General features: G+C 64.9%; 17 protein-coding genes. 6 read left to right on the top strand and 11 right to left on the bottom strand.

The window, feature by feature from the left end; genetic code table 11:
- The first annotated feature begins 43 nt into the window (after nucleotides 1–43).
- Nucleotides 44–9130 (top strand): type I polyketide synthase, encoded by a 9087-nt coding sequence (locus tag COCCU_RS11070; RefSeq protein WP_156231556.1) that lies wholly within the window; start codon nucleotides 44–46, stop codon nucleotides 9128–9130.
- An 80-nt stretch (nucleotides 9131–9210) separates the two neighbouring features.
- Here the strand turns inward: COCCU_RS11070 and COCCU_RS11065 are convergent, their stop codons facing one another.
- Nucleotides 9211–9879: a hypothetical protein gene (locus COCCU_RS11065; protein ID WP_156231555.1), complete on the bottom strand. Its 669-nt coding sequence runs from the start codon at nucleotides 9877–9879 to the stop codon at nucleotides 9211–9213.
- 106 nt (nucleotides 9880–9985) lie between these two features.
- Here COCCU_RS11065 and acpS point away from each other — a divergent pair, with 106 nt between their 5' ends.
- On the top strand, nucleotides 9986–10408 hold the full coding sequence (gene acpS / locus COCCU_RS11060; RefSeq protein WP_156231554.1) for a holo-ACP synthase AcpS: 423 nt from the start codon (nucleotides 9986–9988) through the stop codon (nucleotides 10406–10408).
- On the opposite strand, the gene COCCU_RS11055 is transcribed toward acpS, so the two are convergent.
- Nucleotides 10400–11080, bottom strand: a complete 681-nt coding sequence (locus COCCU_RS11055) for a TetR/AcrR family transcriptional regulator (protein WP_156231553.1) — start codon at nucleotides 11078–11080, stop codon at nucleotides 10400–10402. The genes acpS and COCCU_RS11055 overlap by 9 nt on opposite strands.
- A gap of 20 nt (nucleotides 11081–11100) precedes the next feature.
- Nucleotides 11101–11577: a thioredoxin-dependent thiol peroxidase gene (bcp, locus tag COCCU_RS11050; protein ID WP_156231552.1), complete on the bottom strand. Its 477-nt coding sequence runs from the start codon at nucleotides 11575–11577 to the stop codon at nucleotides 11101–11103.
- 133 nt (nucleotides 11578–11710) lie between these two features.
- Between bcp and COCCU_RS11045 the strand changes: the two genes are divergently transcribed.
- From COCCU_RS11045 to COCCU_RS11035, 3 genes are all read left to right on the top strand, one after another.
- Nucleotides 11711–11995 carry a DUF3618 domain-containing protein gene (locus COCCU_RS11045; RefSeq protein WP_156231551.1) on the top strand — a complete coding sequence of 95 codons (285 nt, stop codon included), beginning with the start codon at nucleotides 11711–11713 and terminating at the stop codon, nucleotides 11993–11995.
- 255 nt (nucleotides 11996–12250) lie between these two features.
- Nucleotides 12251–13702, top strand: a complete 1452-nt coding sequence (locus tag COCCU_RS11040; protein ID WP_156231550.1) for an aldehyde dehydrogenase — start codon at nucleotides 12251–12253, stop codon at nucleotides 13700–13702.
- A 235-nt stretch (nucleotides 13703–13937) separates the two neighbouring features.
- The gene (locus COCCU_RS11035; protein WP_197088348.1) at nucleotides 13938–14450 is read left to right on the top strand and encodes a DUF305 domain-containing protein; all 513 of its coding nucleotides are present in this window, start codon (nucleotides 13938–13940) and stop codon (nucleotides 14448–14450) included.
- A gap of 10 nt (nucleotides 14451–14460) precedes the next feature.
- On the opposite strand, the gene COCCU_RS11030 is transcribed toward COCCU_RS11035, so the two are convergent.
- The 7 genes from COCCU_RS11030 to uxaC form a co-directional block, all read right to left on the bottom strand.
- The gene (locus COCCU_RS11030) at nucleotides 14461–15012 is read right to left on the bottom strand and encodes an isochorismatase family protein (RefSeq protein WP_156231548.1); all 552 of its coding nucleotides are present in this window, start codon (nucleotides 15010–15012) and stop codon (nucleotides 14461–14463) included.
- 146 nt (nucleotides 15013–15158) lie between these two features.
- Nucleotides 15159–15629: a gluconokinase gene (locus COCCU_RS11025; RefSeq protein WP_156232816.1), complete on the bottom strand. Its 471-nt coding sequence runs from the start codon at nucleotides 15627–15629 to the stop codon at nucleotides 15159–15161.
- Nucleotides 15630–15702: 73 nt separating this feature from the next.
- A complete protein-coding gene (manD, locus tag COCCU_RS11020) occupies nucleotides 15703–16938 on the bottom strand; it encodes a D-mannonate dehydratase ManD (protein ID WP_156231547.1) in 1236 nt (411 codons plus the stop codon).
- Between the two features lie 221 nt (nucleotides 16939–17159).
- Nucleotides 17160–19268, bottom strand: coding sequence for a cytidylate kinase family protein (locus COCCU_RS11015; RefSeq protein WP_156231546.1), 2109 nt, complete (start codon nucleotides 19266–19268; stop codon nucleotides 17160–17162).
- 109 nt (nucleotides 19269–19377) lie between these two features.
- Nucleotides 19378–21216 carry a beta-glucuronidase gene (gene uidA, locus COCCU_RS11010; RefSeq protein ID WP_156231545.1) on the bottom strand — a complete coding sequence of 613 codons (1839 nt, stop codon included), beginning with the start codon at nucleotides 21214–21216 and terminating at the stop codon, nucleotides 19378–19380.
- Nucleotides 21217–21257: 41 nt separating this feature from the next.
- Nucleotides 21258–22637 carry a mannitol dehydrogenase family protein gene (locus COCCU_RS11005; protein ID WP_156231544.1) on the bottom strand — a complete coding sequence of 460 codons (1380 nt, stop codon included), beginning with the start codon at nucleotides 22635–22637 and terminating at the stop codon, nucleotides 21258–21260.
- Nucleotides 22634–24040, bottom strand: a complete 1407-nt coding sequence (gene uxaC / locus COCCU_RS11000) for a glucuronate isomerase (RefSeq protein ID WP_156231543.1) — start codon at nucleotides 24038–24040, stop codon at nucleotides 22634–22636. Before uxaC ends, COCCU_RS11005 begins: the two co-directional genes overlap by 4 nt.
- A 174-nt stretch (nucleotides 24041–24214) precedes the next feature.
- Between uxaC and gntP the strand changes: the two genes are divergently transcribed.
- Nucleotides 24215–25573, top strand: a complete 1359-nt coding sequence (gene gntP / locus COCCU_RS10995; protein ID WP_231598753.1) for a gluconate permease GntP — start codon at nucleotides 24215–24217, stop codon at nucleotides 25571–25573.
- Here the strand turns inward: gntP and COCCU_RS10990 are convergent.
- The gene (locus tag COCCU_RS10990; protein WP_156231542.1) at nucleotides 25570–26694 is read right to left on the bottom strand and encodes a LacI family DNA-binding transcriptional regulator; all 1125 of its coding nucleotides are present in this window, start codon (nucleotides 26692–26694) and stop codon (nucleotides 25570–25572) included. The genes gntP and COCCU_RS10990 overlap by 4 nt on opposite strands.
- Nucleotides 26695–26743: the final 49 nt, after the last annotated feature.

Genomic DNA, 26743 nt, shown 5'->3' with positions numbered 1-26743 from the left:
TGGGTTAGTCATGAAACGTAGGAAACACAGGAGCGAGCTTCACGTGACCGAATACAGCACCAACCTCGGGCTGGACCGCCTGATCAACCGCTTCGACAGCGAGCCTTTCGCACTGGCCTTCGCCGGCCAGGGTTATGACTGGCTGAAGACACTGCGTGCCGCAGTCGCTGCCGGCAGCGGCTCCACTGTCGCAGCTGTGGTTGAGGAGGCAGCTCAGAAGCTTGACACCGTCGCCGATGAACTGGCTGGCACCCGCCCCCACGGTTTCGATCCCGTCACCTGGGCACGCGAGGAAGCGGACCCGGGCTTCGACACCGCCCAGGCCGCCATCAGCGTCCCCGGTATCTTCACCTCCCAGCTCGCCACCGGCGAGTCCCTCAAGCGCCAGGGCCTGGAGCTGACGCAGGCAGTCGCCGCCATCGGCCACTCCCAGGGCATCCTGGGTGCCGCCTGGGCCCAGGAGCGCGGTTCCGCCGCCGATATCCTGGCCATCGCCGAGCTCATCGGTGCCGCCATCACCCGCACCTCCCGCATCACCGGCCTGATCCAGCAGGGTGAGGCCGCCCCGATGATCGCCATCTCCGGCATCACCCGTGAGCAGCTGCAGATGGCCATCAACGCCGCCTGCGCCGAGGTGCCGGAGGAGATCCGCCCGGTCGTCGGCCTGCGCAATGACCGTGAGGCATTCGTCCTGGTCGGCCGCCCCCATGACAATGAGAATGTCATCGGCCTGCTGAAGAAGTTCGCCGCCAAGGACGCCAAGGCCATCGAGGAGAAGAAGAAGGGCGGCCAGCCCTTCGCCCCGAAGTTCTCCCCCCTGAAGGTGCAGACCGCCTTCCACCACCCGGCCATGGCTGCCGCAGTGGAGCAGACCGTCACCTGGGCCACCACTGCCGGTCTGGACACCGAGCTCGCCCGTTTCCTCGCCGAGAAGGTCCTGACCTCCTTCGTGGACTGGCCGGCCGAGGTCTCCTCCGCCACTGAGGCCGGTGCCCGCTGGATCCTGGATCTGGGCCCGGATGGCGGTGTTGACCCGCTGAGCGCCCGCATCGTCGCCGGCCAGGGTGTCGGCACCCTCGTCGTCTGTGACACCGAGGGCCAGGCGAAGCTTTTCGACGCCGGCCTCGCACCCGAGCTGCCCGCCGACTTCACCGATTTCGCCCCCCGCATCGAGGAGCGCGATGGCCAGATCCGTCTGGTCACCCGCTTCTCCGAGCTGACCGGCTACTCGCCGATGATGCTCGCCGGCATGACCCCGACCACCGTTGATCCGGGGATCGTCGCGGCTGCCGCCAACGCCGGCAACTGGGCTGAGCTCGCCGGTGGTGGCCAGGTCACCCCGGCCATCCTCGAGGAGAACCTCAACCGTCTGACCGAGATGCTGGACCCGGGCGTCAACGCCCAGTTCAACACCATGTTCCTCAACCCCGAGCTGTGGCGCATGCATGTCGAGGGTAAGCGACTGGTGCCCAAGGCCCGCGCCAACGGCGCCCCGATCGACGGCATCGTCATCTCCGCCGGCATGCCCTCCCACGAGGAGGCCGTGACCCTGGTCAAGGAACTGCGCGACGCCGGTTTCCCCTGGATCTCCTTCAAGCCGGGTGCGGTCAAGCACGTCCGCAACGTCCTGAAGCTGGCTGATGCGGTTCCGGAGATCCCGATCATCGCCCAGGTCGAGGGCGGTAAGGCCGGTGGCCACCACTCCTGGGAGGACCTGGATGAGCTGCTGATCGCCACCTACGCCGAGATCCGTGCCCGCCAGAACGTCATCCTGGCGGTCGGTGGCGGCATCGGCACCCCGGAGCGGGCCGCCGACTACATCACCGGTTCCTGGTCGCAGACCCATGGCCTGCCCGCCATGCCGGTCGACGCCATCATGATCGGCACCGCCGCCATGGCAACCAAGGAGTCCACCGCCTCCGAGGACGTCAAGCGTGCCCTGGTTGAGACCAAGGGCATCGAGGGCTGGGTCGGTGCCGGTGAGGCCGCAGAGGGCATGGCTTCCGGCCGTTCCCAGCTCGGTGCGGACCTCCATGAGATCGACAACTCCTTCGCCAAGGCCGGTCGCCTGCTTGATGAGGTCGCCGGCGATGAGGCTGCCGTGGCCGCCCGCCGCCAGGAGATCATCGAGGCGATCGCCAAGACCGCCAAGCCCTACTTCGGTGAGCTCGAGGAGTTCACCTACCAGCAGTGGCTGGAGCGCTACCTGGAACTCTCCGGCCCCCACAAGGGTGCGTGGACCGATGTCTCCTGGTTCAACCGTTTCACCACCATGCTCGACCGCGTCGAGGCCCGCCTGAGCGAAGTCGACCACGGCGAGTTCAGCCCGCTGGTCTCCCTGACCCTTGATCAGGATCCGACCGAGGCCATCAAGGCCATCGTCGAAAACTACCCCGTCGCAGCCACCGAGCTGCTGCACCCCGTCGACGCCTCCTGGTTCATCAACACCCTGCTGCGCAACCCCGGCAAGCCGGCCAACTTCGTGCCGGTCATCGACAAGGACATCCGTCGCTGGTGGCGTTCCGACTCGCTGTGGCAGGCCCATGATGAGCGTTACACCGCAGACCAGGTCTGCATCATCCCGGGTACCGCCGCCGTTGAGGGCATCACCCGCGCCAATGAGCCGGTCGCCGAACTGCTGGAACGTTTCAACCAGGCTTCCGTGGCGCGTCTCGAGGCCGCCGATGAAGCCCCGGTCGAGGTGGAGTCCACCGTCGTCGAGCGGGTTCTCTCCGCCCCCGGCACTTACTGGGCCGGCCGTCACGCCACCTCCTTCACCCAGCGTCTGGGTGCCCCGGAGGCATGGGTTCTGGCTGAGGACCGCAACTCCGCCACCCATGCCCCGACCGGTTCGGTGCTGGAGCACGAGGACGCCGAGCACGCGGTGCTCACCGTCCCCCTGGCCGGTTCCACCGCCTTCGGCACCACCACCGAACTCAAGGTCCGTTTCACCCTGCCTGCCGACGCCGTGATCAGCGCTGTCCCGCAGGTCACCCAGGCTGATGCCGAGGTCGCCATGGCAGAGCTGACCCGCGTGGCAGCCGGTGGCACCCTGGCGGAGGTCAAGGATGGCGTCGCCACCTGGACCACCACCCTGGATGCCGGTGTCGCCGCCGACTACGACAACGTGACCATCGGTCACCTGCCTTCCTCCATCACCGCCCGCCAGACCGCCCCGGATGTGCTGGTCGGCCGTGCCTGGCCGGCCGTGTTCGCCGCCGTGAACTCCGCCATCGTCCCGGGCACCGACTCGGCCTCCGTGGTTGAGGGCATGCTCTCCCTGGTGCACCTCGAGCACCACATCACCATGCTCGATGAGCTGCCGAACCTGAACAATGGTCCGGTCGAGCTGAAGGTCACCGCCACCGCCGATGAGGTCGCCGACACCGACATGGGTCGACTGGTCGTCGTCCGCGCCAAGATCGCCGTGGGCCGTTCCCAGCTGGCCACCCTTTCCGAGCGTTTCGCGATCGCCGGCCGCAAGGGGGACTCCGTCGCCCGCACCAACACCTCGGCGCTGCCGTCCGTGGTGGACACCCCGCGCAGCTTCCGCGCTTATGCCAAGGTCACCGCACCTTCGAGCATGCGCCCCTTCGCCGTGGTCTCCGGTGACCGCAACCCGATCCACGTCTCTGATGTCGCCGCCGGCCTGGCAGGTCTGCCGGGCGTCATCGTCCACGGCATGTGGACCTCCGCGATCGGCGAACTGATCGCTGCCGGTGGCTTCTCCGAGGAGGAGACCGGCACCACCGCCCCGGGCGAGGTTGTCGAGTACACCGCCACCATGCTCGCCCCGGTCCTGCCGGGCGAGGTCATCGAGTTCACCGTGGAACGCGGGGGTGTCGACGACCGACCGGGCCGCGGTGAGGTTCGTTCCGTCACCGCCGCCGTCAACGGCAACCTGGTCCTGACCGCCACCGCGGTCATGGCCGCCCCGAAGACCTTCTACGCCTTCCCGGGTCAGGGCATCCAGTCCCAGGGGATGGGCATGGACTCCCGCGCCTCCTCCGCCGCCGCCCGCGACGCGTGGGACCGTGCGGACCGCCACACCCGCCAGAAGCTGGGCTTCTCCGTCCTGGAGATCGTCCAGAACAACCCGACCGAGGTGTGGGTCAACGGGGAGCGCTTCCACCACCCGGACGGGGTGCTCTTCCTGACCCAGTTCACCCAGGTCGCCATGGCCACCCTCGGTGTCGCCCAGGTTGCTGAGATGGCGGAGTCCTCCGCCCTCAACCAGCGGGCCTTCTTCGCCGGCCACTCCGTCGGTGAGTACAACGCCCTGGCCGCCTACTCCGGTGTGCTGACCCTGGAGTCCGTCGTGGAGATCGTCTACCGCCGCGGCCTGACCATGCACCGCCTGGTCGAGCGCGATGAGAAGGGCAACTCCAACTACGGTCTGGGTGCGCTGCGCCCCCACAAGATCGGTATCCGGGTCAATGATGTCGCCGCCAAGGAGGTCCACGACTTCATCAACCAGGTCGCCGAAGCCTCCGGTGAGTTCCTCGAGATCGTCAACCACAACCTGCTGGGCAAGCAGTACGCCATCGCCGGCACCCGCAAGGGCCTGGCCGCACTGGCAGCCGAGGCCGAGAAGCGTGGCCCGGGCCAGCGTGCCCTGGTCATGATCCCGGGCATCGACGTGCCCTTCCACTCCTCCCACCTGCGTGATGGTGTGGATGACTTCCGCCAGCACCTGGATTCCCTGCTGCCGCATGAGTTCGACCTGGACGTCCTGCTCGGCCGCTACATCCCGAACCTGGTGGCCCGTCCCTTTGAGCTGAGCCGCGATTTCATCGAGGACATGCTCAAGGTTGCGGAGTCCCCGCTGCTGCGCGATATCCTGGACAACTTCAAGGAGCGTTCCCAGGATGAGCTGGCCCTGGCACGAGTCCTGCTGATTGAGTTGCTGGCCTGGCAGTTCGCCTCCCCGGTCCGCTGGATCGAGACCCAGGATCTGCTGATCCGCTCGGTCGAGAATGGTGGCCTGGGTGTCGAGCGCTTCGTCGAGGTCGGCGTCGGCGCCGCCCCGACCCTGGCCAACATGATGGGTGGCACCCTGGCACTGCCGAAGTACCACGATGCCGATATCGAGGTCCTCAACGTCGAGCGTGACCGTTCCACCGTCTTCGCCACCGATGAGATCGTGCGCGAGGTCGTTGAGGAAGCCGCACCGGTTGCCGATGAGGCTCCGGCGGCCGTCGCCGCCCCGGCACCCACCGAGACCGCGGCACCCACCCCTGCCCCGGCTGCCGGTGGTGCCCGTCCCGCGGACATCGAGTTCACCCCCTCGGACGCCACCGAGATGCTCATCGCCATCTGGACCAAGGTACGTCCCGACCAGATGGGTGCCACCGACTCCATCGAAACCCTCGTCGAGGGTGTCTCCTCCCGCCGTAACCAGCTGCTGCTGGACCTGGGTGTGGAGTTCGGCCTGGGCGCCATTGACGGTGCCGCCGACGCGGAGCTGGGTGACCTGAAGGTCACCGTCTCCAAGATGGCCAAGGGCTACAAGGCCTTCGGTCCGGTGCTGGGCGATTCCGCCGCCGACGCCCTGCGTCGCATCACCGGCCCGACCGGCAAGAAGCCGAACTACATCGCCGAGCGCGTCACCGGCACCTGGGAACTGGGCCAGGGCTGGGCCAACCATGTCGTCGCCGAGGTGGTCATCGGTTCCCGTGAAGGCGCTTCGCTGCGGGGTGGCGACCTGGCCTCCCTGGCACCGGCCTCCCCGGGCAGTGCCGCCGAGCTGGATCAGCTTATCGACGCCGCCGTGCAGGCCGTCGCCGCCAAGCAGGGTGTGGGTGTGTCCCTGCCCTCCGCAGGTGGCGCAGCAGGTGGGGTCGTCGATTCCGCCGCCCTGGGTGAGTTCGCCGAGCAGGTCACCGGCAAGGCAGGTGTGCTGGCGGAGACCGCCCGCACCATCCTGTCCCAGCTGGGTCTGGACACCGTCGACTACGCCGAGGACCTGGAGGATGAGGACGCCGACAACGCCCTCTACGACCTGGTTTCCCGTGAACTGGGCTCCGACTGGCCGCGTCAGGTCGCACCCTCCTTCGACGCGGAGCGCGCCGTGCTCATCGATGACCGCTGGGCCTCCGCACGTGAGGACCTCAGCCGCATCGCCCTGGGCGAGCTGGATGCCGCCGACGTCGATGTCAGCGGTGCCGGTGAGGCCGTCGCAAAGCAGGCTGAGTACCTCGGCCTGAAGGAACTGGCCGCCGCTGCCCGCGAGGTCCCGGAGCTGGAGTACACCGAGGATGTCGCCGTGGTCACCGGCGCCTCCCCGAACTCCATTGCCGCGGCTGTCACCGAGGAGCTGCTGGCCGGGGGTGCCACCGTCGTGGTCACCACCTCCAACCTGAACCACAAGCGCCTGAGCTTCTACAAGGAGCTCTACGCCACCTCCGCTCGAGGCAAGGCAGCCCTGTGGATCGTCCCGGCCAATCTCTCCTCCTACACCGATCTCGATGCCGTCATCGAGTGGATCGGGGCGGAGCAGTCCGCCACCGTCAACGGCCAGCGCAAGGTCACCAAGCCGGCGCTGATCCCGAGCCTGCTCTTCCCCTTCGCCGCACCCCGCGTCCAGGGCACCCTGGCTGACGCCGGACCGCAGGCCGAATCCCAGATGCGTCTGCTGCTCTGGGCCGTGGAACGCCTGATCTCCGGGCTTTCCACCCTGGGTGGGGACATCAACGTCGACCACCGTCTGCACGTGGTTCTGCCGGGCTCCCCGAACCGGGGCCGCTTCGGTGGCGACGGTGCCTACGGCGAGTCCAAGGCCGCCCTGGATGCCGTGGTCACCCGCTGGCATGCCGAAACCGTCTGGGGTGAGCGCACCTCCCTGGTGCACGCCCTGATCGGTTGGGTCCGCGGCACCGGCCTCATGGGCGGCAACGACCCCATGGTGGAGGCCGTCGAGGCAAAGGGTGTCCGCACCTACGCCACCAACGAGATCGCCGAGCTGCTGGTCAGCCAGGCCACCACGGAGGTTCGTGCCGAGGCCGCACAGTCCCCGGTCACCGTTGACTTCACCGGTGGTCTGGGCGAGGCCGACATCAACCTCGCCGACATGGCCCGCGAGGCAGCCGAACAGGCCGCCGCCGCAACGGTCGAGGAGGTTGAGGCACCGCGCAGCATCGTCGCCCTGCCGACGCCTTACCGCCGCCTGCCGGTGACCACCCCGGAGTTCTCCGGTCAGGTCACCCAGGATCTCGAGGACATGATCGTCATCGTCGGTGTCGGCGAGCTGGGCCCCCTGGGCTCCGCACGTACCCGCTTCGACGCCGAGCTCAACGGCGAGCTCTCCGCCGCCGGTGTCACCGAGCTGGCCTGGACCATGGGTCTGATCCACTGGGACACCGACCCCAAGCCCGGCTGGTACGACGCCGAGGACAATGAGGTCCCGGAGGAGGAGATCTACGAGCGCTTCCACGAGGAGGTCATGGCCAAGGTCGGTGTCCGTCGCTACCACGACGACTTCGGCATGGTCAACAACCTCGCACCGGAACTGACCACCGTCTACCTCGACCGCGACCTGACCTTCAACGTGTCCGACAAGGCCACCGCGAAGACCTTCGTGGACTCCGAGCCGGACAACACCTCCGCCTACTTCGACGCCGAAGCAGGGGAGTGGACCGTGGTCCGCCACGCCGGTTCCGCCATCCGCGTGCCGCGCCGCATGGCCATGTCCCGCTTCGTCGGTGGCCAGATCCCGGAGGGCTTCGACCCCGCCGTCTACGGCATCCCGGCCGACATGATCGACAACCTCGATCGTCTTGCCCTGTGGAACCTGGTCTGCACCGTCGACGCCTTCCTCTCCTCCGGCTTCACCCCGGCGGAACTGCTCTCCGAGCTGCACCCCGCCCGGGTGTCCTCCACCCAGGGCACCGGCATGGGTGGCGTGGAATCCATGCGTTCGCTCTACATCGACGGTCTCCTGGCTGAGCCGCGTGCCAACGACATCCTGCAGGAAGCCCTGCCGAACGTCGTTGCCGCACACGTCATGCAGTCCTACGTCGGTGGTTACGGTCAGATGATCCACCCCGTCGCCGCCTGCGCCACCGCAGCGGTATCCGTGGAAGAGGCCATGGACAAGATCCGTGTCGGCAAGGCTGACTTCGTCGTCGCCGGTGGCCTGGATGACCTCTCCATCGAGGGCATCACCGGCTTCGGTGACATGGCGGCCACCGCCGACTCCGCGGAACTCGAGGGCAAGGGTGTCGAGCACCGCTTCTTCTCCCGCGCCAACGACCGTCGTCGTGCCGGCTTCATCGAGTCCGAGGGTGGCGGCACCATCCTGGTCGCCCGCGCCTCCCTGGCCGCCGACCTGGGGCTGCCGGTCCTGGGTGTGCTGGGCTTCGCCGAGTCCTTCGCGGACGGCGCCCACACCTCCATCCCCGCCCCGGGCCTGGGAGCCCTGTCCGCCGCCCGCGGTGGCATGGACTCCCGCCTGGCGCAGTCCCTGGCAGCGGTGGGTGTCGGTGTCAACGAGATCTCCATCATCTCCAAGCACGACACCTCCACCAACGCCAATGACCCGAATGAGTCGGACCTGCACGAGCGCATCGCCGCCTCCATGGGGCGTGCCGAGGGCAACCCGCTCTACGTCATCTCCCAGAAGACGCTGACCGGCCACGCCAAGGGTGGCGCCGCCGCCTTCCAGATGGCTGGACTGCTGCAGGTGCTGCGCACCGGCCAGGTCCCGGCGAACCGTTCCCTGGACTGTGTCGACCCGGTTCTGGCCCGCCACGAGCACCTGGTCTGGCTGCGCAAGCCGCTGGACCTGTCCGCCAAGGCACCCAAGGCCGGTCTGATCACCTCCCTGGGCTTCGGCCACGTCTCCGCCCTGGTCGCCCTGGTCCACCAGGGTGCCTTCGTGGAGGCCCTGCGCCAGGCCCGTGGCGAGGACGCCGTTCAGACCTGGCAGGAACGCGCCGGACAGCGTGAGGACGCCGGCCTGCGCCGCATCCTCTCCGGCATGATCGGCCAGGCCGCCCTCTACGAGCGCCCCGCGGACCGCAACCTGGGTGGTACCGGTGACGCCGTCAAGGAACGCGAGGCAGCGGTCCTGCTGGACGCGGATGCCCGCCTCAAGGACGGCACCCTGCGCACCGGTGATGAGCTGAAGTAAATTTCAGCTGTCCCCCTGTAAGCCCCACCCCGCAGTGAGAATTGGAAGGTTCTCACCGCGGGGTGGGGCTTTCCCGTCGGCTACTCCTCTTCCTGCAGCAGCGCCAGGAAATCCCTGGTGCTGCGGCTACGCACCCAGCAGTAGAAACTCTCCCCATCCGAGATGAGATCGAAGTGGGCGGGGCTGATATTCGCGGCGATCTCCGCAACCACATCCGGATCCCCATGCGGCAGATGCAGCCGGATATGGTGGGTGACCCGGCGCTGGGCGAAGGTGTAGCTCAAAGTGCCACGGCGGGTGTGGGAAAAATCCATCGTGGCACTGACATTACTGAGATACTCGGAGGTCTCCGCCGCCGAAACCGCCTCCCAGAGCAGGTCCACATAGGCATCCTCCTCCCCGGGGGCGTACACATCCGGCAGCAGCACCCGGTTGAACAGCGGCTCCAGCTCCGGGCCACGCAGCTTCAGCAGCTCCCGGCAGGGCTGCGCCATGAAACGGGCAAGCCCGCCCTGGCAGTGGTAGGCCACATATGCGATGTCGATCGGGGTGCCGGGGTGGAAACCGAACTGGCTCAAGTTCTGCAGCGTGTCACTGAGCACCTGCTCCTGCTGCTCGGTGAACACCCAACCGCGTTCCCGCGCATAAGCCTGCGCCCGGGAAATGGCGAGCGTGCTGCGTTTCTGGGACAGCAACGTGGTATCATCGCCCTGCCTGCGGCGGAAGAGTTTTCCCCAGAACCCACTCATGGCTGCCTGATTCCCCTAGATCCGCGGTTATTTCCCTGCAGATGATAGTCCCTCCGTCACACCCCGTGCTTCGGATTCCCCCGCACCGTCATGAAATGATGGACAAGTGACCTATATCGGAGTGGATCTGGTGCACATCCCCGCCTTCGCCGAACAGCTGGCACGGCCGGGCAGCACCTTCGAAAGTGTATTTTCCGCCACCGAGCTGCGGGTGGCAGCCGGAAAACCGGAACGCGCAACCCACCTGGCCGGACGGTGGGCAGCGAAGGAGGCCTTCATCAAAGCCTGGTCCCAGGCCCTCTACGGCCGCCCACCGGTGATGGGCCCGGATCAGGTGCCCTGGCAGGAGCTGGAGGTCCGCCCCGACCGCTGGGGGCGGGTGATGATGGAACCGCGGGGTGCAGTGGCCCGTGCGGTCCACGACTCCCTCGGAGAGATCCACAGCGCCCTCAGCATCAGCCACGACGGGGACTACGCCACCGCCAGCTGCCTGATCACCCTGCAGCACCCCCGCTTGAGCTCAAGCTGAGGCGACGGCGAAGAGGTAGGCGACCAGCATCCGCTTGATTTCCCCGACCACACTATTGAAACGTTCCTCATCCCGGGCCATGTCACGCACCGCATAATTCAACAATGAGGAGACGGTGTGCACCAGCAGACCGGAAAGCTGCATCCGGTCCTCATAACCGGCGTCATGGGCCAGGGGTTCCACCACCGCGGCAATGATCTCCAGCATCTGCTTCTCCGTCGCCGCCGCCGTGGCACGCGTCGCCGGAGTGGACTGAATGGCATGCCACACCGCCCGACGGGAGGGATCATCCCGCCAGAGCACCGCCAGGTGATCGATGAACTCATCGAGGATGTCCGGCCACTGTGGGGTGGGAACCCGCTCCGAGAACATGCGCAGCGCCTCCACATTCTCAGCGGTGTCCACGCGGTCCAGTTCACAGATCAGCACGTATTTATTGGCGAAGAACTGGTACAGCGTGCCGATCGGAACCTCGGCGCGCCGGGCCACCTCATCGAAGGTGAAGGACTCGAAACCGAGGTCGACCAATACCGAGCGGGCGGCGGCGAGGATCCGGTTGAAACGCTCCCGACTGCGCTGCTGGGCAGGGCGTCGCCGCGGGACCAGAATCTCCGAATGATCGGGGGATTCGGTGCCGCTGCTGTCCGCTGGGGCTGGTTTCTCCTTCGTCATGTGCGCAGTCAACCGGTCCTTTAGGGCAGGTCCCGGATGACACGGGCGACGTGTCCGGTGGCGCGCACGTTATACATCGCCAGGCTGAGGGTGCCATCGGCCTCCACCAGGAAGGTCGAACGGATCACGCCCTGCACGATCTTGCCGTAGTTCTTCTTCTCCCCGAAGGCACCGTAGGCCTTCATAACCTCCTTGGATTCATCGGAGAGCAGCGGGAAGTTCAGGTCGTGGTCCCCGCGGAACTTCTCCAGCTTGTCTGCCTGGTCCGGTGAAATACCGACAACCTTGATGCCGAGGTCATTGAGCTGGTCCAGGGAATCCCGGAAATCGCAGGCCTGTTTCGTACAGCCCGGGGTGTTGGCCCGCGGGTAGAAATAAACCAATACACGCTCACCGGCGGCAGCGAAGTCCGACAGCGAGGTCGTGCTTCCGGAGTCATTGGGCAGTGAGAACTCGGGGGCCTGGTCCCCGACGTTGAGGCGGATCGATTCAGTCATACCCACCAGCTTAGCGCCCCAAAAGCCCCGTGATCGCCGTGTGGACCTCATGCGCGGGGTGGCTGGGTTAAACTACCGTGAGGTGTGACAGACTAAAGATCACAATCTGAACTGATGAAACCGGGAGAAATTCGTGGCACGCAATATCGATGACATCCAGCGCGAGATTGAGCGCACCCGCCGTCAGCTGGCCAGCACCCTTGATGAACTGGCTGACCGCACCAAGCCCCAGAACCTGATGGATGATGCTAAGCGGCAGGCCAACAACAGGCTGCAGGATCCGAACGTACAGAAGATCCTGGCTGGTGTCGGTGCCTTGGTCGTCGGTGGCATTGTCTTCGCCGTGTTCCGTTCCCGCAAGAAGTCCAATGATCTCAAGGAGATCCAGCGCATGCTCTCCGAGCGCGTTCTCCCGTAGTCTCCCGGTGATCTCCCCCTACTTCCATGGGCGGGACGATTTCACTACTCAGCGGATGCCCACCTTTTGGTGGGACATCCGCTTTTATATTTCCGGGGGGGCTGCGGCTCGGAGCTTTCTCATTCCACCCCGCCCCACCTGTGATCTGCATTAGGCTCTACCCCAAACGTGATATATGTTACGCCCTTCTGTGAAGGGGGGCGTCGTGGAAACTGAGGGACTTTGAGTCCCTTTCGGAGAAAGGTTGAGCCCACCATGGAAACCAAGCTGATCATCGACAACCAGGCCAGAGATTCCGCCAACGGTGAAACTTTCACCAGGCAGCATCCCCTGAGTGGGGAAGTGGTGACCACCGCTGCAGCAGGCACCGTGGACGATGCCGTGGCCGCTGTGGAATCAGCTGCTGAGGCCTTCAAGGAGTGGTCACAGACCGGTCCGAGTCAGCGCCGCGCCATCCTCAACACCGCCGCTGACATTCTGGAGCTGCGGGCTGAGGAATTCGTGGCCGCCATGGTGGCTGAGGTCGGCGCGGCCGCCGGCTGGGCCCACTTCAATGTCTTCCTCAGCACGCAGTGCCTCCGGGAGGCCGCCAGTCTCGCCTCCCACATCACCGGTGAAACCATCCCCACCGATCGTCCCGGAGTCTTCTCCATGACGGTTCGGCAGGCCGCCGGTGTGGTCTACAGCATGGCGCCCTGGAACGCTCCCGGCGTGCTCGGCATGCGTTCCATCGCCTACCCGCTGGTCTGTGGCAACACCGTGGTCTTCCGCGCCTCTGAGGGCAGTCCCCGTTCCCATCAGATCATCACCGAGGTGCTCCATGAGGCTGGTCTGCCCGCCGGAGCGCTGAACTACATCTCCAGTGCCCCGGAGGATGCTGCCGCAGTTGCGGAGGCGGTCATCGGCCATCCGGCGGTGCGGCGGGTCAATTTCACCGGTTCCACCGCGGTGGGTCGCAAAATCGCCGAGACCTGTGGCCGTCACCTGAAGAAGCCCCTGCTGGAGCTCGGCGGTAAGGCACCCCTGGTGCTGCTCGATGATGCTGATGTTGACGGCGCCGTCAAGGCGGCGGTCTTCGGTGCCTTCATGTATCAGGGGCAGATCTGCATGTCCACGGAACGCATCATCGTCGATGAATCCATCGCGGATGAGTTCGTGGCCAAGTTCAGCGCCCGGGTGGCGGAACTGAAGGCGGGGGATCCCCGCCAGGATGAGGCGGTGGCCATCGGCCCGATGTACCGTGCCGAATCCGGGGAGCGGATCAACACGATGATCGATGATGCTCTGGCCAAGGGTGCGGAGCTGATCAACGGGGACAAGGCCGATGGGGCCGCGATGGCGGCCACGGTGGTGGATCGGGTCACCCCGGGGATGAGCATCTACCGGGAGGAGACCTTCGGTCCGATCACCACCATCGTCCGGGTCAATGGTTTCGAAGAGGCCATCAACACCGCCAATGACACTGAATATGGTTTGGCGGCGGCGGTTCATGGCCGGGATTCCACCCGGGCTCTGGCGGCTGCGATGCGGATCGAGGCCGGGCACGTCCATGTCAATGGTGCCACCGTGCAGAATGACGCCAATGCCCCCTTCGGCGGGGTGAAGCAGAGCGGTTACGGGCACTTCGATGGTCGTCAGGTTATTGAAGAATTCACTGAGTTAAAGTGGGTCACCATTGAATCTGCGAATCAGGATTATCCCCTGTAAATAGGGGCTTGAACATTTTTATACTGCTGTTATAGGAAGAAGTGGAACCTGAGAGGAAACTTGGCTAAGCTAAGCGAGACCTTAACCTAGCGATAACTCAAGGTGTCCCAAAGTGAAGTGTGTGTTCGCCTCAGGGTTCTTGGCCATCATGGCTGCGTTCTCTTTTTCCGCCTGTGCTGCCGAAGCTCCCATTCTGCCCGGTAGTGCTTCAAGCAGCGCTGCTGCACCCGGCATTATGGCGAACACTGCGGACCTGGAGTTCATGGTCCGGGCTCTGCCGGTCCTACATTCCTCCGTTGACCTGGGGGAGCGGATCCTGGAGGATGAGAACCTCAGTCCCGGGGTCCGGATCATCGCGGAAAAAGCTGTCGCCCGCCCCCAGGATGAGATCATCCAGCTTAATGAGCTGAAAGGACAGTGGGGAAACAGCCCCCTGGATCTGGAGACCCACGCCAAGGAGGCCATGCAGGTCACTGACCCCACCGGCGCCAAGGCGGTCCCCCAGAGCCAGGGGGATCTGCAGCACCTCAATGACAGCTGGGGCGGCGAGCATGAACTGACTTACCTGCTGCTGCTCCGGCAGCAGCTCGGTGACTCCATTGAACTGGCGGAGGAGCTGATGGCTGAGGGGGAGTCCCTGCGGCTGCGTGATATCGCCGAGCAGATGGTGCAGGTCAAGTCCAGGCGGATCAATGAAATAGACGAGTACCTCAACACCGTCAATGAGGAACCCCGCGAACTGCGCTGATCCCCGGGGATCAGCGCAGGGTGACTCCGGCGCGGGAAAGTTCCCGGAAAGTCGCCAAGCTACGTTCCTCATCCACCGGGGCACACAGCTGCCTGATCACCCGGACATTGAAACCCTCGTTGAGGGCATCCAGGGCGGTGGCCCGGACACAGTGGTCGGTGGCGATCCCGACCACGTCCACGGCGGTGATGTTGCGGGCCTCCAGCCATTCAGCCATGCTCACCCCATCGCTGATGCCCTCGAAACCGGAGTATGCGGCGTCATAGGCGCCCTTGCGGAAGACCGCGGACAGTTCCCGGCGGTGGATGCTGGGATGCAGCTGTGCACCCAGGGTGCCGGCCACACAATGTGGGGGCCAGGAATCCTGGAAATCCGGTTCCTCCGAAAAGTGTTCACCGGGATCGACGTGGTAGTCCTGGGTGGCCACCTGAAAACTATAGGCGGCGCCCTTTTCCTGTTGGTAGGCGGCGATCAGCTCCGCCACCTCATGGCCACGCTGGGTGGCCAGGGTGCCGCCGGGGCAGAAATCATTCTGGACATCGACAATGACAAGCGCTCTCATTTTTTCTCCCTGCACGATTAGAACAGCCTCTTGTCCAGTCTAGGTGGGGTGGGGTGGATCTGGGGCTGGGGGCGTCGCAAAGCGAAAGGTCCCCCGGCCCTGTGACATCACAAGGGGGAGGGGACCTTCAACGGTGCGGGGAGGAGTCAGCTGCGGAGCCAGGTGGCAGCCTCGGCGACAATCTCTTCCGGTGGGAGGGAGATGTCGAAGACCTCGCCGGCTTCCTCCGGGGCGAGCTCCTCCAGGGTGGCGAACTGGGAGTCGAGCAGCTCCGGGGGCATGAAGTGGCCCTCGCGGTGGGACATCCGCTCCCACAGCACCTCCCGGGTGCCGTGGACGTGGACGAATCGGACACCCGGGACGAACGTGCGGATCAGGTCCCGGTAGGAGCGCCTGAGGGCGCTGCAGCCGATGATCCCACCCTCCGGGTGATCGCTGAGCCAGCGCCCGATCAGCTCCAGCCAGGGCCAGCGGTCCTCGTCGTTGAGGGCCTGACCGGAGGCCATTTTGTCGATATTGGCCCGGGGGTGCAGGTCATCACCATCGGCGTAGGGCACGCCGAGTTCCTCGCTGAGGAGCTGGCCGGTGGTGGTCTTGCCGGATCCGGAGACCCCCATCACCACCACGTGGTGCGGAGTGTCGTGCGCAGGCATCAGTATCACGCTTTCTTGATCGCAGGGGACCGGTTAATCACCAGTTGTGGACGGTGCCGTCATTGAGACGGTTGTAGGGTAGGTAGGCCTGCTCGTAGGGGAACTTGGCGGCTGCTTCCTCATCGAACTCGACACCCAGGCCCGGCTTGTCGCTGGGGTGCAGGTAACCGTCCTCGAAGGTCAGGGACTCGTGGAAGACCTCCTTGGTGAGCTTGGAGTGCGGCATGTACTCCTGCAGGCCGTAGTTGTGGATGGACAGTCCGAGGTGCAGCTGGGCGGCGAAGCCGATCGGGGAGACATCGGTGGGGCCGTGGAAGCCCGACTTGATCTGGTACATCTCGGCGAAGTTCATGACCTTCTTCAGAGGGGAGATGCCACCGAAGTGGGTGGAGGCGCAGCGCACGTAGTCGATGAGCTGCTCCTGGATCAGGTCCTTGATGTCGTAGATGGAGTTGAAGACCTCACCGATGGCCAGCGGGGTGGTGGTCTGGCTACGGACGTAGCGCAGGGCCTCCTGGTTTTCCGCCGGGGTGCAGTCCTCGAGCCAGTAGAGGTTGTAGGGCTCCAGGGACTTGCCCAGCTGGGCTGCCTCCCGGGGGGTCATGCGGTGGTGGCCGTCGTGCAGCAGCGGCAGGTCGGGGCCGAACTCATTGCGGACGGCCTCGAAGACGGTGGGGACGTGGCGCAGGTAGGCGCGGGTGTCCCAGTCCTCCTCGACGGGCCACCCGCCGCGGTTGGCGGGCTCGAAGTCATAGCGCTCGCCGGAGGACTGAGCCTGGGCGGCCACGCCGTAGAGCTTCTCGATGCCGGGGACGGAGGTCTGCACGCGGATGGACTTGTAGCCCAGTTCCATCTCATAGCGGATGGAGTCGAAGAGCGACTCGGTGTCGGTGCCGGAGGCGTGGCCGTAGGCGCGGCAGCCGCGGCGGGAGGCGCCACCGAGCAGCTCATAGACCGGCATGTTGGCCATCTTGCCCTTGATGTCCCACAGGGCCATGTCGACGGCGGCGATGGCGGCCATGGTGACCGGGCCGCGGCGCCAGTAGGCGGAGCGGTAGAGGAACTGCCAGGTGTCCTCGATATTGCCGGCTTCGCGACCGACCATCAGCTGGCAGACGTGCTCCTTGAGATAGGTGGCCACGGACAGTTCGCGGCCGTTGAGGGTGGCGTCACCGATACCGACCACGCCGTCTTCGGTGGTCAGGCGGAGGGTGACGAAGTTGCGGGAAGGGGAGGTGACGAAGACCTCGGCCTTGGCGATCTTGACGCTCATGGGACTGATCCTTTCGGGAATCACGTGGGAAATGTGGTTGATCCTGGTCCGTCGGTTAAAGAAAAACCTGGGACAATGGTCATATCTTATCTCTTGTGGGTGGGGAGGGGAGGTTTTCTCCTCCGTGTCTCCCAGGGCGCCTGTGTCTTCACCCTGGTGGGGGGAGCTTTCCACCGGAATCTTGTGGGAAATATCATCTGCGCAGCTCTTCCTCCCCTGGTTCAGGATTCCCCGGCCGGCGCAGCATTCCCGGAATTCTCGGGATATTTGCTGCGGTAGGTGTCGACGATGACATTTACGATCTGCCCATAGGTCATCGAAGCGGTGTTGATCACCAGGTCGTAGTTCTCATCCCGGTTCGGGTTCCACTGGTACAGCGCCCAGGACATCTCCTGGCGCAGACGATCCTCCAGCTCACACTGCTCCGTGGCCGCTGCCGCGGAAAGCCCCGTCTTGTGCACCACCCGCTCGATCCGCTTACTCAAGGGCGCGATCAGACGGACATGGAGCGTGCCGACGACCGGACCCAGGATCAGGGCACCGTTGCGGCCCAGCAGCACCCCACCGTCGGCGACCGAGGTGAGCACCGTGGCAGTGTTGTTCTCGGCGATCTTGCGGTTGGCGGAGAGGTTGCTGGCCGCCGCCAGATCCGCATCCTGGGAGGAACCGAAGGAGACGGTACGCAGCCAGCGGGAGAACTGACTGTCGCTGATCAGGGTGGTCTTGTCCACCTGGGCGAGTTCATCGGAGCTGAAGGCCTGACCGATGTAGGTGACCCCGAGCTTCGCCGCCAGCAGCGGGGCGATGTCGGTGGCACCGGAACCGCGTTGCCCGAAGAGGGTGATGATCGGGGGGTGATCATCCTCCGGGCTGCGGATGGTCATGGTGCGGCCATCACCGCTCTGCTCCACCCGGACCCGGTCGGTGGAGACCCCGTGCTGGTCAGCGACGGTGTTCCGGGTGCGGCGCTGGTTGAGCACATCGATGATCCGGGCGTGCTCATCAGAATCCAGCTTATAGGCCAGCATGATCAGCAGGGCGATGATGGCGAGAACCGCCGGTGCTGCGCCGGTGGCCAGTCGGATGCCCTGGATCGCATCATCGCTCTGGGTGGTGGACATGGAGACATATCCGAAGGCCCCGATGATGGCGGCCCCGGCCCAGCCACCCAGACCCTGACCACACTTACGGATGAAAGAGAGGATCGAGTAGGACCCACCCTCGGAACGGATACCGGACTTCCACTCGCCATAGTCCACGGTGTCAGCCTGCATGGAGAAGATCAGGGCGTTGGTGCCACCGACGCCGATGCCCAGCAGGAACCAGGCGACGACAGCCAACGGCAGGCTGGCACCCGGCAGGAAGAAGATCATGATGGCGGCGATCACCAGGACACCACAGGCGGAGACATAACCGTTGCGTTTGCCGATCCGCACCGTGATGGAGGGGACAAAGGTGGCGATCAGCACCGACCCCGCGGTCTGCGCGGCCATCAGCCAGGTGAACCAGGTGGCGCTGCCGAGCACGAAACGGGAGAAGTACATGCCCACCGCATTCATCGTGAAGATGGCGGAGAGCAGGAAGAAGGTGCCTGCGCAGAGGATCAGCAGGGGACGGTTCTGGCGCAGCATCCGGAAGGTGGACCTGAAGGAGATCTTGCCCTGGCCACGCGGCACCGTCTCCCGCGAGTTGGCGAAACAGATCAGGTAGAGCACCACGGCGATCCCCCCGAGGATCAGGCAGGTGAGGGTGAACTTCAGGCGCACCCCATCCGCGCTGGTGTCCTGGAACTGCGGGGCCACCACTGCGGAGAGGATCACGCTGCTCAATGAGGAGGTGACGGAACGGGCACCGGAGAGCCGGGAACGGTCAACCGGGTCCTGGGTCATCGCCGCAGAGAGCGAACCGTAGGGGATGTTGACGAAGGAGTAGGCCAGCTGGAAGGCGGCGTCCAGCAGGAAGATCCAGGCCACGGTGGCCGCCATCGGCAACCCGGCGGGGGCGCTGAAGAGCAGGACGAAAACCACGGCCAGGGGGGTACTGCCGAAGAGGACCCAGGGCCGCAGCCTGCCCCAGCGGGTGTCGAAGCGGTCCACGGTCTGGCCGGCAATCAGGTCGGCGGCACCCGCCCAGACCTTGGTCACACCGTAGATGACACCGGCGATGCCCGCCGAGAGCCCCGCGATCTCCGTCATGTAGATCATCAGGAACATCGACGTCATCATGAACGTCAGGTTGTTGGCGACATCACCCAGCGCATAGGTGATGACACGGTGCCCGGGTAGGCGGTTGGAGGTGGCGGGTGGCTGAGCTGTGGTTGTGGTGCTCATCATCAGTTCCTTGACGTTGACAACAGGGGGTGTCAACATCCCCGGGGAGGTCTGGGATCAGCCGGGAATAGACCTGTGGGGAGTGACACTGCGGGGGGGGGTGGGTGGCTCAGGCGGAATGGGAATCGCGCCTGCCGTAGGCTGCCGGAGCGAGACTGTGCCACCTCCCCCGCAGATAACGGGCCGCCGCCTTGGGACGACGGTCCCGGGTGAAGGCGCCCTTCTTATTACCGTCGACCCGGGCGTAACCGGTCTTGGTCTGGAAATCCGCGAAATTCCACATCTGTTCACCGATGACCGAGTCGAACTTGTCGAAGACCCGGGAGTTCATCTCCAGGTAGGCGACCTGGTAGTCCTCAGTGAAGGGCTGGTCGAAGATGGAGTGCAGCCCGGCGACCGTGTCAGCACCATATTCGGTGATGATGATCGGCTTCGCCGGGTATTTCTGCGTCCACCCCTCCAGCTCCGCGGTCCAGTTGATCTCGGCGGACTCCAGGTCACCGGAGTTGACGTACCAACCCCAGTAGCGGTTGAGCATGAGCACATCGAAAAGATCGGAGATGGTGCACCTGTCATAGGGGGCGAACATCACGTTGACATAACCGACGGGGCGGGTCGGATCCAGTTCACGGGTCAGCTCCACCAGGGGTTCGAAGTAGTCCCGAGCCTCGGGGACCGCGGTGTCCGGTTCATTGGCGATCGACCAGAGCACCACACAGGGGTGGTTCTTGTCGCGGGCGATCAAACGCTCGATCTCCAGTCGGTGCTGGGCGGCGGTCCCGGCATCGACATGGCCCTCCTCATAGGTGCCACCGGTGGAACCTCCGATGATGCCCCCGGTGATGCCCCAGTTCAGGCCCACCGCTGGAGTTTCATCGATGACCACGATGCCGTGGCGGTCACAGTAGTCCATGAACTCTTCGGCGTAGGGATAGTGGGAGGTGCGCAGGGAGTTCGCCCCGATCCAGCTCAGCAGCTCAAAATCCTGGACCATGTGGGCATTGGAATGACCCTTGCCGATGGTCTCGTGGTCCTCGTGCATGCCGAAACCGGTGAAGTAGAACTCCCTGCCATTGATCAGGAATTTGCCCTCCCGGACCTCCACGGTCCGGATGCCGAAGGGCTGGATGTACTCATCACGAACCTCGCCATCCTGGAGCAGCCGCAACCGCAACTGATACATGCCGCCCACCCCGGGGGTCCAGAAGGTGGCGTCCGCGATGCGTAGGCTGCCCTGATTTTCCGAACCTCCCTCAGCCACCAGATTGCCGGCCTCATCGAGCACCGTGACCTCCAGGTCCTGGCGCCCGCAGGCCTGATCATCGGTGCACTTCACCTCGACGGACCAGTTCACCACACCCGTGCCGCCCTCGATATCGGTGCTGACCGTGACATCCTCGATGAATTTGTGGGGGCGGGTGTACAGGTACACCGAACGGTGGATGCCGGCGTAGTTGTAGAAGTCGTGCTTGTACTCCTGGGAAGGTTTGCCCGCAGCATTGACACCCAGTTCACCCGGCGGGATGGAGGTGTTGTCCAGGCGGTTGTCCACTGCCACGCTCAGCCGGAAGCTCGCCCCGGGGGAAACCTGCTCGGTGACATCCACCTCGAAGGGCATATAACCCCCCTTGAACTCGGTGACCAGCTCATCATCGATGAACACCGCCGCAGACTGGGTGACGGAACCGAATCGGAGAATCACCCTTTCGCCAGCCCAGGAGTGGGGGACCAGTGCGGACCGCTGATACCAGTAACGGCCCACATGATCACGCACCGCGGGGTCCGCGAAAAGGTCATTGAGTGAGGCCGGGACCGGCACCTCCCGGGTACCGGGCAGCGCACCCTGCTGCAGGGCAAGCGCATCCTCAGCGGGGGACGGGACATAGAGCCGCCATAATCCATCGAGTACCCGAACCTCCCGGGTGGTGGACTCTCTCACGCTGAGCATCTTTTCTCCTTCTCCCTTCTCGGTGAATCAGGCCAGCAGAATCAGGACAGTGCCTCGACCTGGCTGCGTACCCTGGCAAGCACCTGCTCCTCATTGGCCAGATCTTCATCCAGGGCAGCCAGCAGCGCCTTGACCGGGTCCGCGTTCTTCCGGGCGGCCGTCAGCTCCGCAGCGCGGGTATCGGCGATCTCATCAGCGGCCAGCAGATAGGCGATCCAGGCGGCGATGGAGAAGGTGGCACCGGGGCCCTCCCGGCCGTCGCCAAGCTCCGCCTTGAGGATCGGCACCGCACGCATCCGCTGCTTCGTGCCACCATCAATGGCGATCTGGGCCAGGTTGTGACGGATCCGGGGGTTCTCGAAACGCTCAATCAGGGAGTCCCGATAAGCCGGGACCTGCAACTCCTCGGCGGTCAGCTGATTCGCGGCCTCATCCCAGAGCAGCCCCACCTGACGACGAACCTCGGGATCTGCGATCGCCTCAGCGACTGTCTCATGCCCCCGCAGCTGCCCGTAGTAAGCCATCAGCGAATGGGAACCGTTGAGCAGCCAGAGTTTGCGGGACTCAAAGGCATCGATATCGGAGACAAACTCCACCCCGGCGCGCTCCCACTCCGGGCGTCCGGCCGGGAACTCACCCTCGATCACCCAGCTGGCGAAGGGTTCGGTGACCACCGGGGAGGCGTCGGCGAAACCGGTTTCCCGGGCCACCTCCGCCAGCAGCTCCTCCTCGGTTCTGGGGGTGATGCGGTCAATGGAAGTGGAGGGGAAGGTGACCTCCGCCTCGACCCAGGCAGCCAGTTCGGCATCGACCTCGCGGGCCATGTCGCACACCGCGGCCCGGGTGACCGGACCATTGGCGGCAACATTGTCGCAGCTCATGATTGCGATTCCCCCGGCATTGGCGGCGCGGCGGGCAGCTAGGCCACTGATCAGACGGCCGGTGGCGGTGGCCAGACTCGCCGGGCTCAGATCCTCCCTGAGCTTGGCGACGTCCCCGGCAACCTCCGGGTCGGCGGTGTCCAGGGAACCATCGGCCGCCAGGTGGTAACCGGCCTCGGTGATGGTCAGGGTGACCACGGCAACCTCGGGGCGGACCATCAATTCCCGCAGTGCGGGGACATCACTTGCCGGGTGGGCCTCCACCAGGGAGCTCATCAGGGTGGGGGAGTCCCCTTCACCGGAGCGGGTGACCAGGGTGTACAGCCCATCCTGGGCGCTGAGCAGTTCCGCCATCCCCGGGCCGCGCCCGGTGAAGGAGGCATAACCCCACTGCGGCTGCTGCGGATCAGTTTCAGCCTGCTGGGTGTAGTACACCTGGTGGGCGCGGTGGAAGGCGCCGAGACCCAGGTGGATCAGTCTCACCGGGGCGGGGCCGGGGGCCTGGGCGGTGTCGCGGTTGAGTGGCTTGGGGTTGTTCACAGCTTGAACACTCTCCTCGGGGAAGCGTCGATAAGGTCCACAATAATTTCGGCGGCACGGTCCTCGGAGAGGCGGTGCTCAGCGACCAGGCGTGCCAGATAACCGGCTTCGACGCGCCGGGAGGTGTTGTGGCGGGCGGGGATGGAGCAGTAGGCGCGGGTGTCGTCGATGAAGCCGGAGTAGCGGGAGAAACCGGTGATGCCGGTGGTGGCTGCCCGGAAGCGGTTCATGGCATCGATCTCGTCGATGAACCACCAGGGGGCGCCGACGAAGGTGGAGGGGTAATAACCGGCCAGGGGGGCCAGTTCCCGGGAGAAGACGGTTTCATCGATGCTGAAGAGCACCAGGTGGAAGTCCGGGTTTTCGCCGAAGTCACTGAGCAGGGGCTGCATGCCGCGGGTGTATTCCAGTTGGAAGGGAATGTCGTGGCCGGTGTCGGCACCGAATTTCTCAGCTGCGGAGGAGGAGTGGTTGCGGTAGACACCGGGGTGGATGGTCATCACCAGGCCATCCTCCTGGGCCATTTCGGCGAAGCGGTAGGTCATGTTCGCCTCGAAGGCCAGTGCCTCAGCGAAGGTGGCCTCGCCCCTGAGTCCCTTGTCCAGCAGGGCCTGGGCCTCAGCGGGGGAGAGGGGTGCGGTATCGGCGTTGTGGGTGCCGTGGTCGGAGGAGGTGGCACCGTGGTCGATGAAGTACTGGCGGCGGCTGCGCATCGCCTGCAGATAGCCTTCATAACCACCCTTGCCCTCACCGGCGCTGTCGATGAGCTTCTCGACGTTCGCGGCGAAGTCCGGGCGGTACATCTTGGTGTAGGCATCGGGGCGGAAGGTGGGCAGCACCCGTGGGGAGAAGGTGGGGTCCTCGGCCAGGGCCCGGTGATGCTCCAGGGTGTCCATCGGATCATCGGTGGTGGCCAGGACCTCCAGGTCGAACTCCTCCGCCAGGGCGCGGGGACGAAAGTCCGGCCGGGCGATGATGGCGGAGAGTTCATCGTAGATCTCATCGGCGTTCTCGGCGCTGATGCGGTCCGGGTTGATCTGGAAGACATGCTCAAATTCCTGCTCCAGCCAGTATCCGGAGGCGGTGCCTGGGAAGAGTCCCCAGTTGCGGCAGAAGATGCGCCACGCTTCGCGGGGGTCACATTCATGACCTCCCACGCCCAGGTCAGCCAGGTCCACACCGGCGGAATGCAGCACCCGGGTGACATAGTGATCGGGGCTGATCAGGAGCGAGGTGGGGTCCGGGAAAGCTTCGTCGCTGGTGAACATCGCCGGGTCGAGGTGCCCATGAGGGGAGATGATGGGCAGTTCCTCGACGTTGGCCAGTAACCGCCGGGCGATGTCGCGGGTGGCGGGATCGGCCGGGAGCAGCCGGTCCGGATGCGAGGCATGTGACGTACTCATATCTCAATTCAAGGTTGTCTGTCACTCCACATTCAAGAAGTTGCCAGAAGTTTCCGTGGGTTCATCTGGTGCACACCTGGGATTAAAGTTTCAGGCTAGAGAACACTGCTCCCCGAGCTGACCCACCCCACCACGCATGGGGACCAGGGAAGACCTCAAGAAGAAAGAGAATCGATGGACACCATGCACATGGACTTCCTGCACATCGTGTGGGTGGTCCTCGGCATCGGCCTCATGCTGCTGCTGAACATCAAGTGGAAGATCAACGCGATGGTGGCGCTGCTGCTGGCAGCGCTGTTGATCGGCATCCTGGAGGGCTTCCCCCTCATGGATCTGCTGGACACCATCCAGATGGGCTTCGGTTCCACCCTGGGATCTTTGGCCATCATCGTGGTCTTCGGCGCGGTGATCGGCAAACTCATGGTCGACTCGGGTGCGGCGGCACAGATCGCAGACACCCTGATCGCGAAGATGGGCATCGGCAAGGTGAAGATCGCCATGGTGATCGCCGGCACCGTCTTCGGCCTGGCCATGTTCTATGAGGTGGCCTTCATCATCCTCGCCCCGCTGATCATCGCGGTGGCGGTGGAGGCGAAGGTCCCGTTCATGAAGATCGCCATCCCCGCGGTCGCGGCCACCACCACCGCCCACTCCCTCTTCCCGCCGCAGCCCGGTCCCGTCGCCCTGGTCGACGCCTATAACGCCGATATCGGCATGGTCTACATCCTGGGCATCGTCATCGCCATCCCGACCGTCGCCATCACCGGTTGGGTGCTGCCGAAGTTCCTGGGCAACCTGGACTACCCCGTCCCGAAGCTGCTGCGTTCCGAGGACCCGGTCCCGGTGGGGGAGCGCCCCTCCTTCGCCATCTCCATGTTCGTCCCCCTGATCCCCGCGATCCTGATGATCGGCGCCACCATCGCCAATATCTGGCTCAGCGAGGGCAGCATGTCCCACAGCATCATCAACTTCCTGGGATCCTCGGTGATCTCGGTGTCACTGGCGATGGCCGCCGCCATCTACTTCTTCGCCATCCGCCCGGGCCGCGGCATTCATTGGGGCATGGACACCTTCGAGGGGGCGATCAAGGGCATCGCCATGGTGGTGCTGATCATCGGTGCCGGAGGTGCCCTCAAGCAGGTCATCATCGACACGGGCATCGGTGACTACATCGGCACCCTGATGAACGCCGGTTCCCTCTCCCCCTACCTCATGGCCTGGTTGATCACCGTGCTGATCCGACTGGCCACCGGCCAGGGCGTGGTCTCCGCGATCACCGCCGCCGGCATCATCTCCGGTGCCCTGATGGACCCCAGTGGTGTTCTGGTCGGTGTGAACCCCGCCCTGCTGGTGCTGGCCACCGCCGCCGGCTCCAACACCCTCACCCACGTCAATGACGCCTCTTTCTGGCTCTTCAAGGGCTACTTCGATCTCTCGGTCAAGGACACCCTGAAGACCTGGGGCCTGCTGCAGCTGTGCAACTCCCTGGTCGGCCTGGGAATGGTCATGCTGCTGAGCGTCTTCATCGGTTAAGGATCGATCCGCCGGGCCCGCGGTGTCCGCCGCATGCTCGACTCCCGCACAATCAGCCGGGTGGGCAACACCCTGGGCCTGGCCAGCGGCAACTCAACCCCCTTGATCAGGGCGATCAGGTTGGCGGTGGCCACCCGGCCCACCGTGGTCAGCGGCCCCGCCACCGTGGTCAGGGAAGGGGAGATGATGGTGGTCAGCTCCGTGTTGTCGAAACCGACGACCGCCACATCCTCCGGAATCCGCAGTCCCGCATGCTGCGCCTGCTTCATGAAACCGATCGCCACCAGATCATTGAAACAAAGCACCGCATCAGTGGGATTCTTCCGCCAACTCTCAAAGACACGACGCCCACCCCGGATGGTCGGCTCATCCACCAGCATGCGGTGCACACTGATCCGCGCCAAGCGACGTACCTGCTCCAGACTCAGAGTGGTGGAACGGGTGAAGGTGACGGTGGGGGAGGAAGCCTCGGTATTGCCCACCGCCTCGATCAGACCCCGCCAGCGGGTGGCATCCGCCCAGGAATTCTCCGGGCCAGCCAGATAAGTGATCGAGCGCGAACCCTGATCCTCCAGGTGGATGGCAGCCTTGATCGCCCCCTCATAATTGTCCACCATCACGCTGGGCACCCCCGGCACCGGGCGGTTGAGCACCACCGTCGGCACCGAACGGGCGATCTTCTGTACCTCCCCCGAACTCAACCGGGAAGAAGCCAGCAACAGACCGTCAACATGCGGCAACAACCTCTCCACCGCCTGCTGGGAACGGGGCAGAGACTCACTGCTGTCCGCCACCGTCACCACCATCTTCTGGGTCAGCGCAGCGTGCTCCGCACCCCGGAGCAACTCCAGGAAAAAAGGGTTCTGAATATCAGCGGAAATCATGCCGATGAGATTGAAACGCTCACCCGCCTCCCGGGCATCCAAGCGCCGGGTCGCCAGCTCAGTGCGATAACCCAGCTCCGCGGCGGCGGCCCGGATCTTCTCCGCCGTCTTGAAGCTGACCCGGTCGGGACGCGAGAAAGTCCGCGACACCGTCGAGGCGGCAACCCCCGCCTTTTCCGCCACGTCATAGATGGTCACTTCCCGGCCGGCGGAGGGATCCCCCTCGGTCTGCTTCATGTTTCTCAGTATAGGTAGGCTCAGGAAGGTCAGCCTGAGAAGCAACTAC

It is taken from the genome of Corynebacterium occultum (genome assembly GCF_009734425.1).
Taxonomy (GTDB): Bacteria; Actinomycetota; Actinomycetes; order Mycobacteriales; family Mycobacteriaceae; genus Corynebacterium; species Corynebacterium occultum.
Note: the sequence above shows the minus strand (reverse complement) of the source record. Positions and strands in the feature narration are given on the sequence as shown.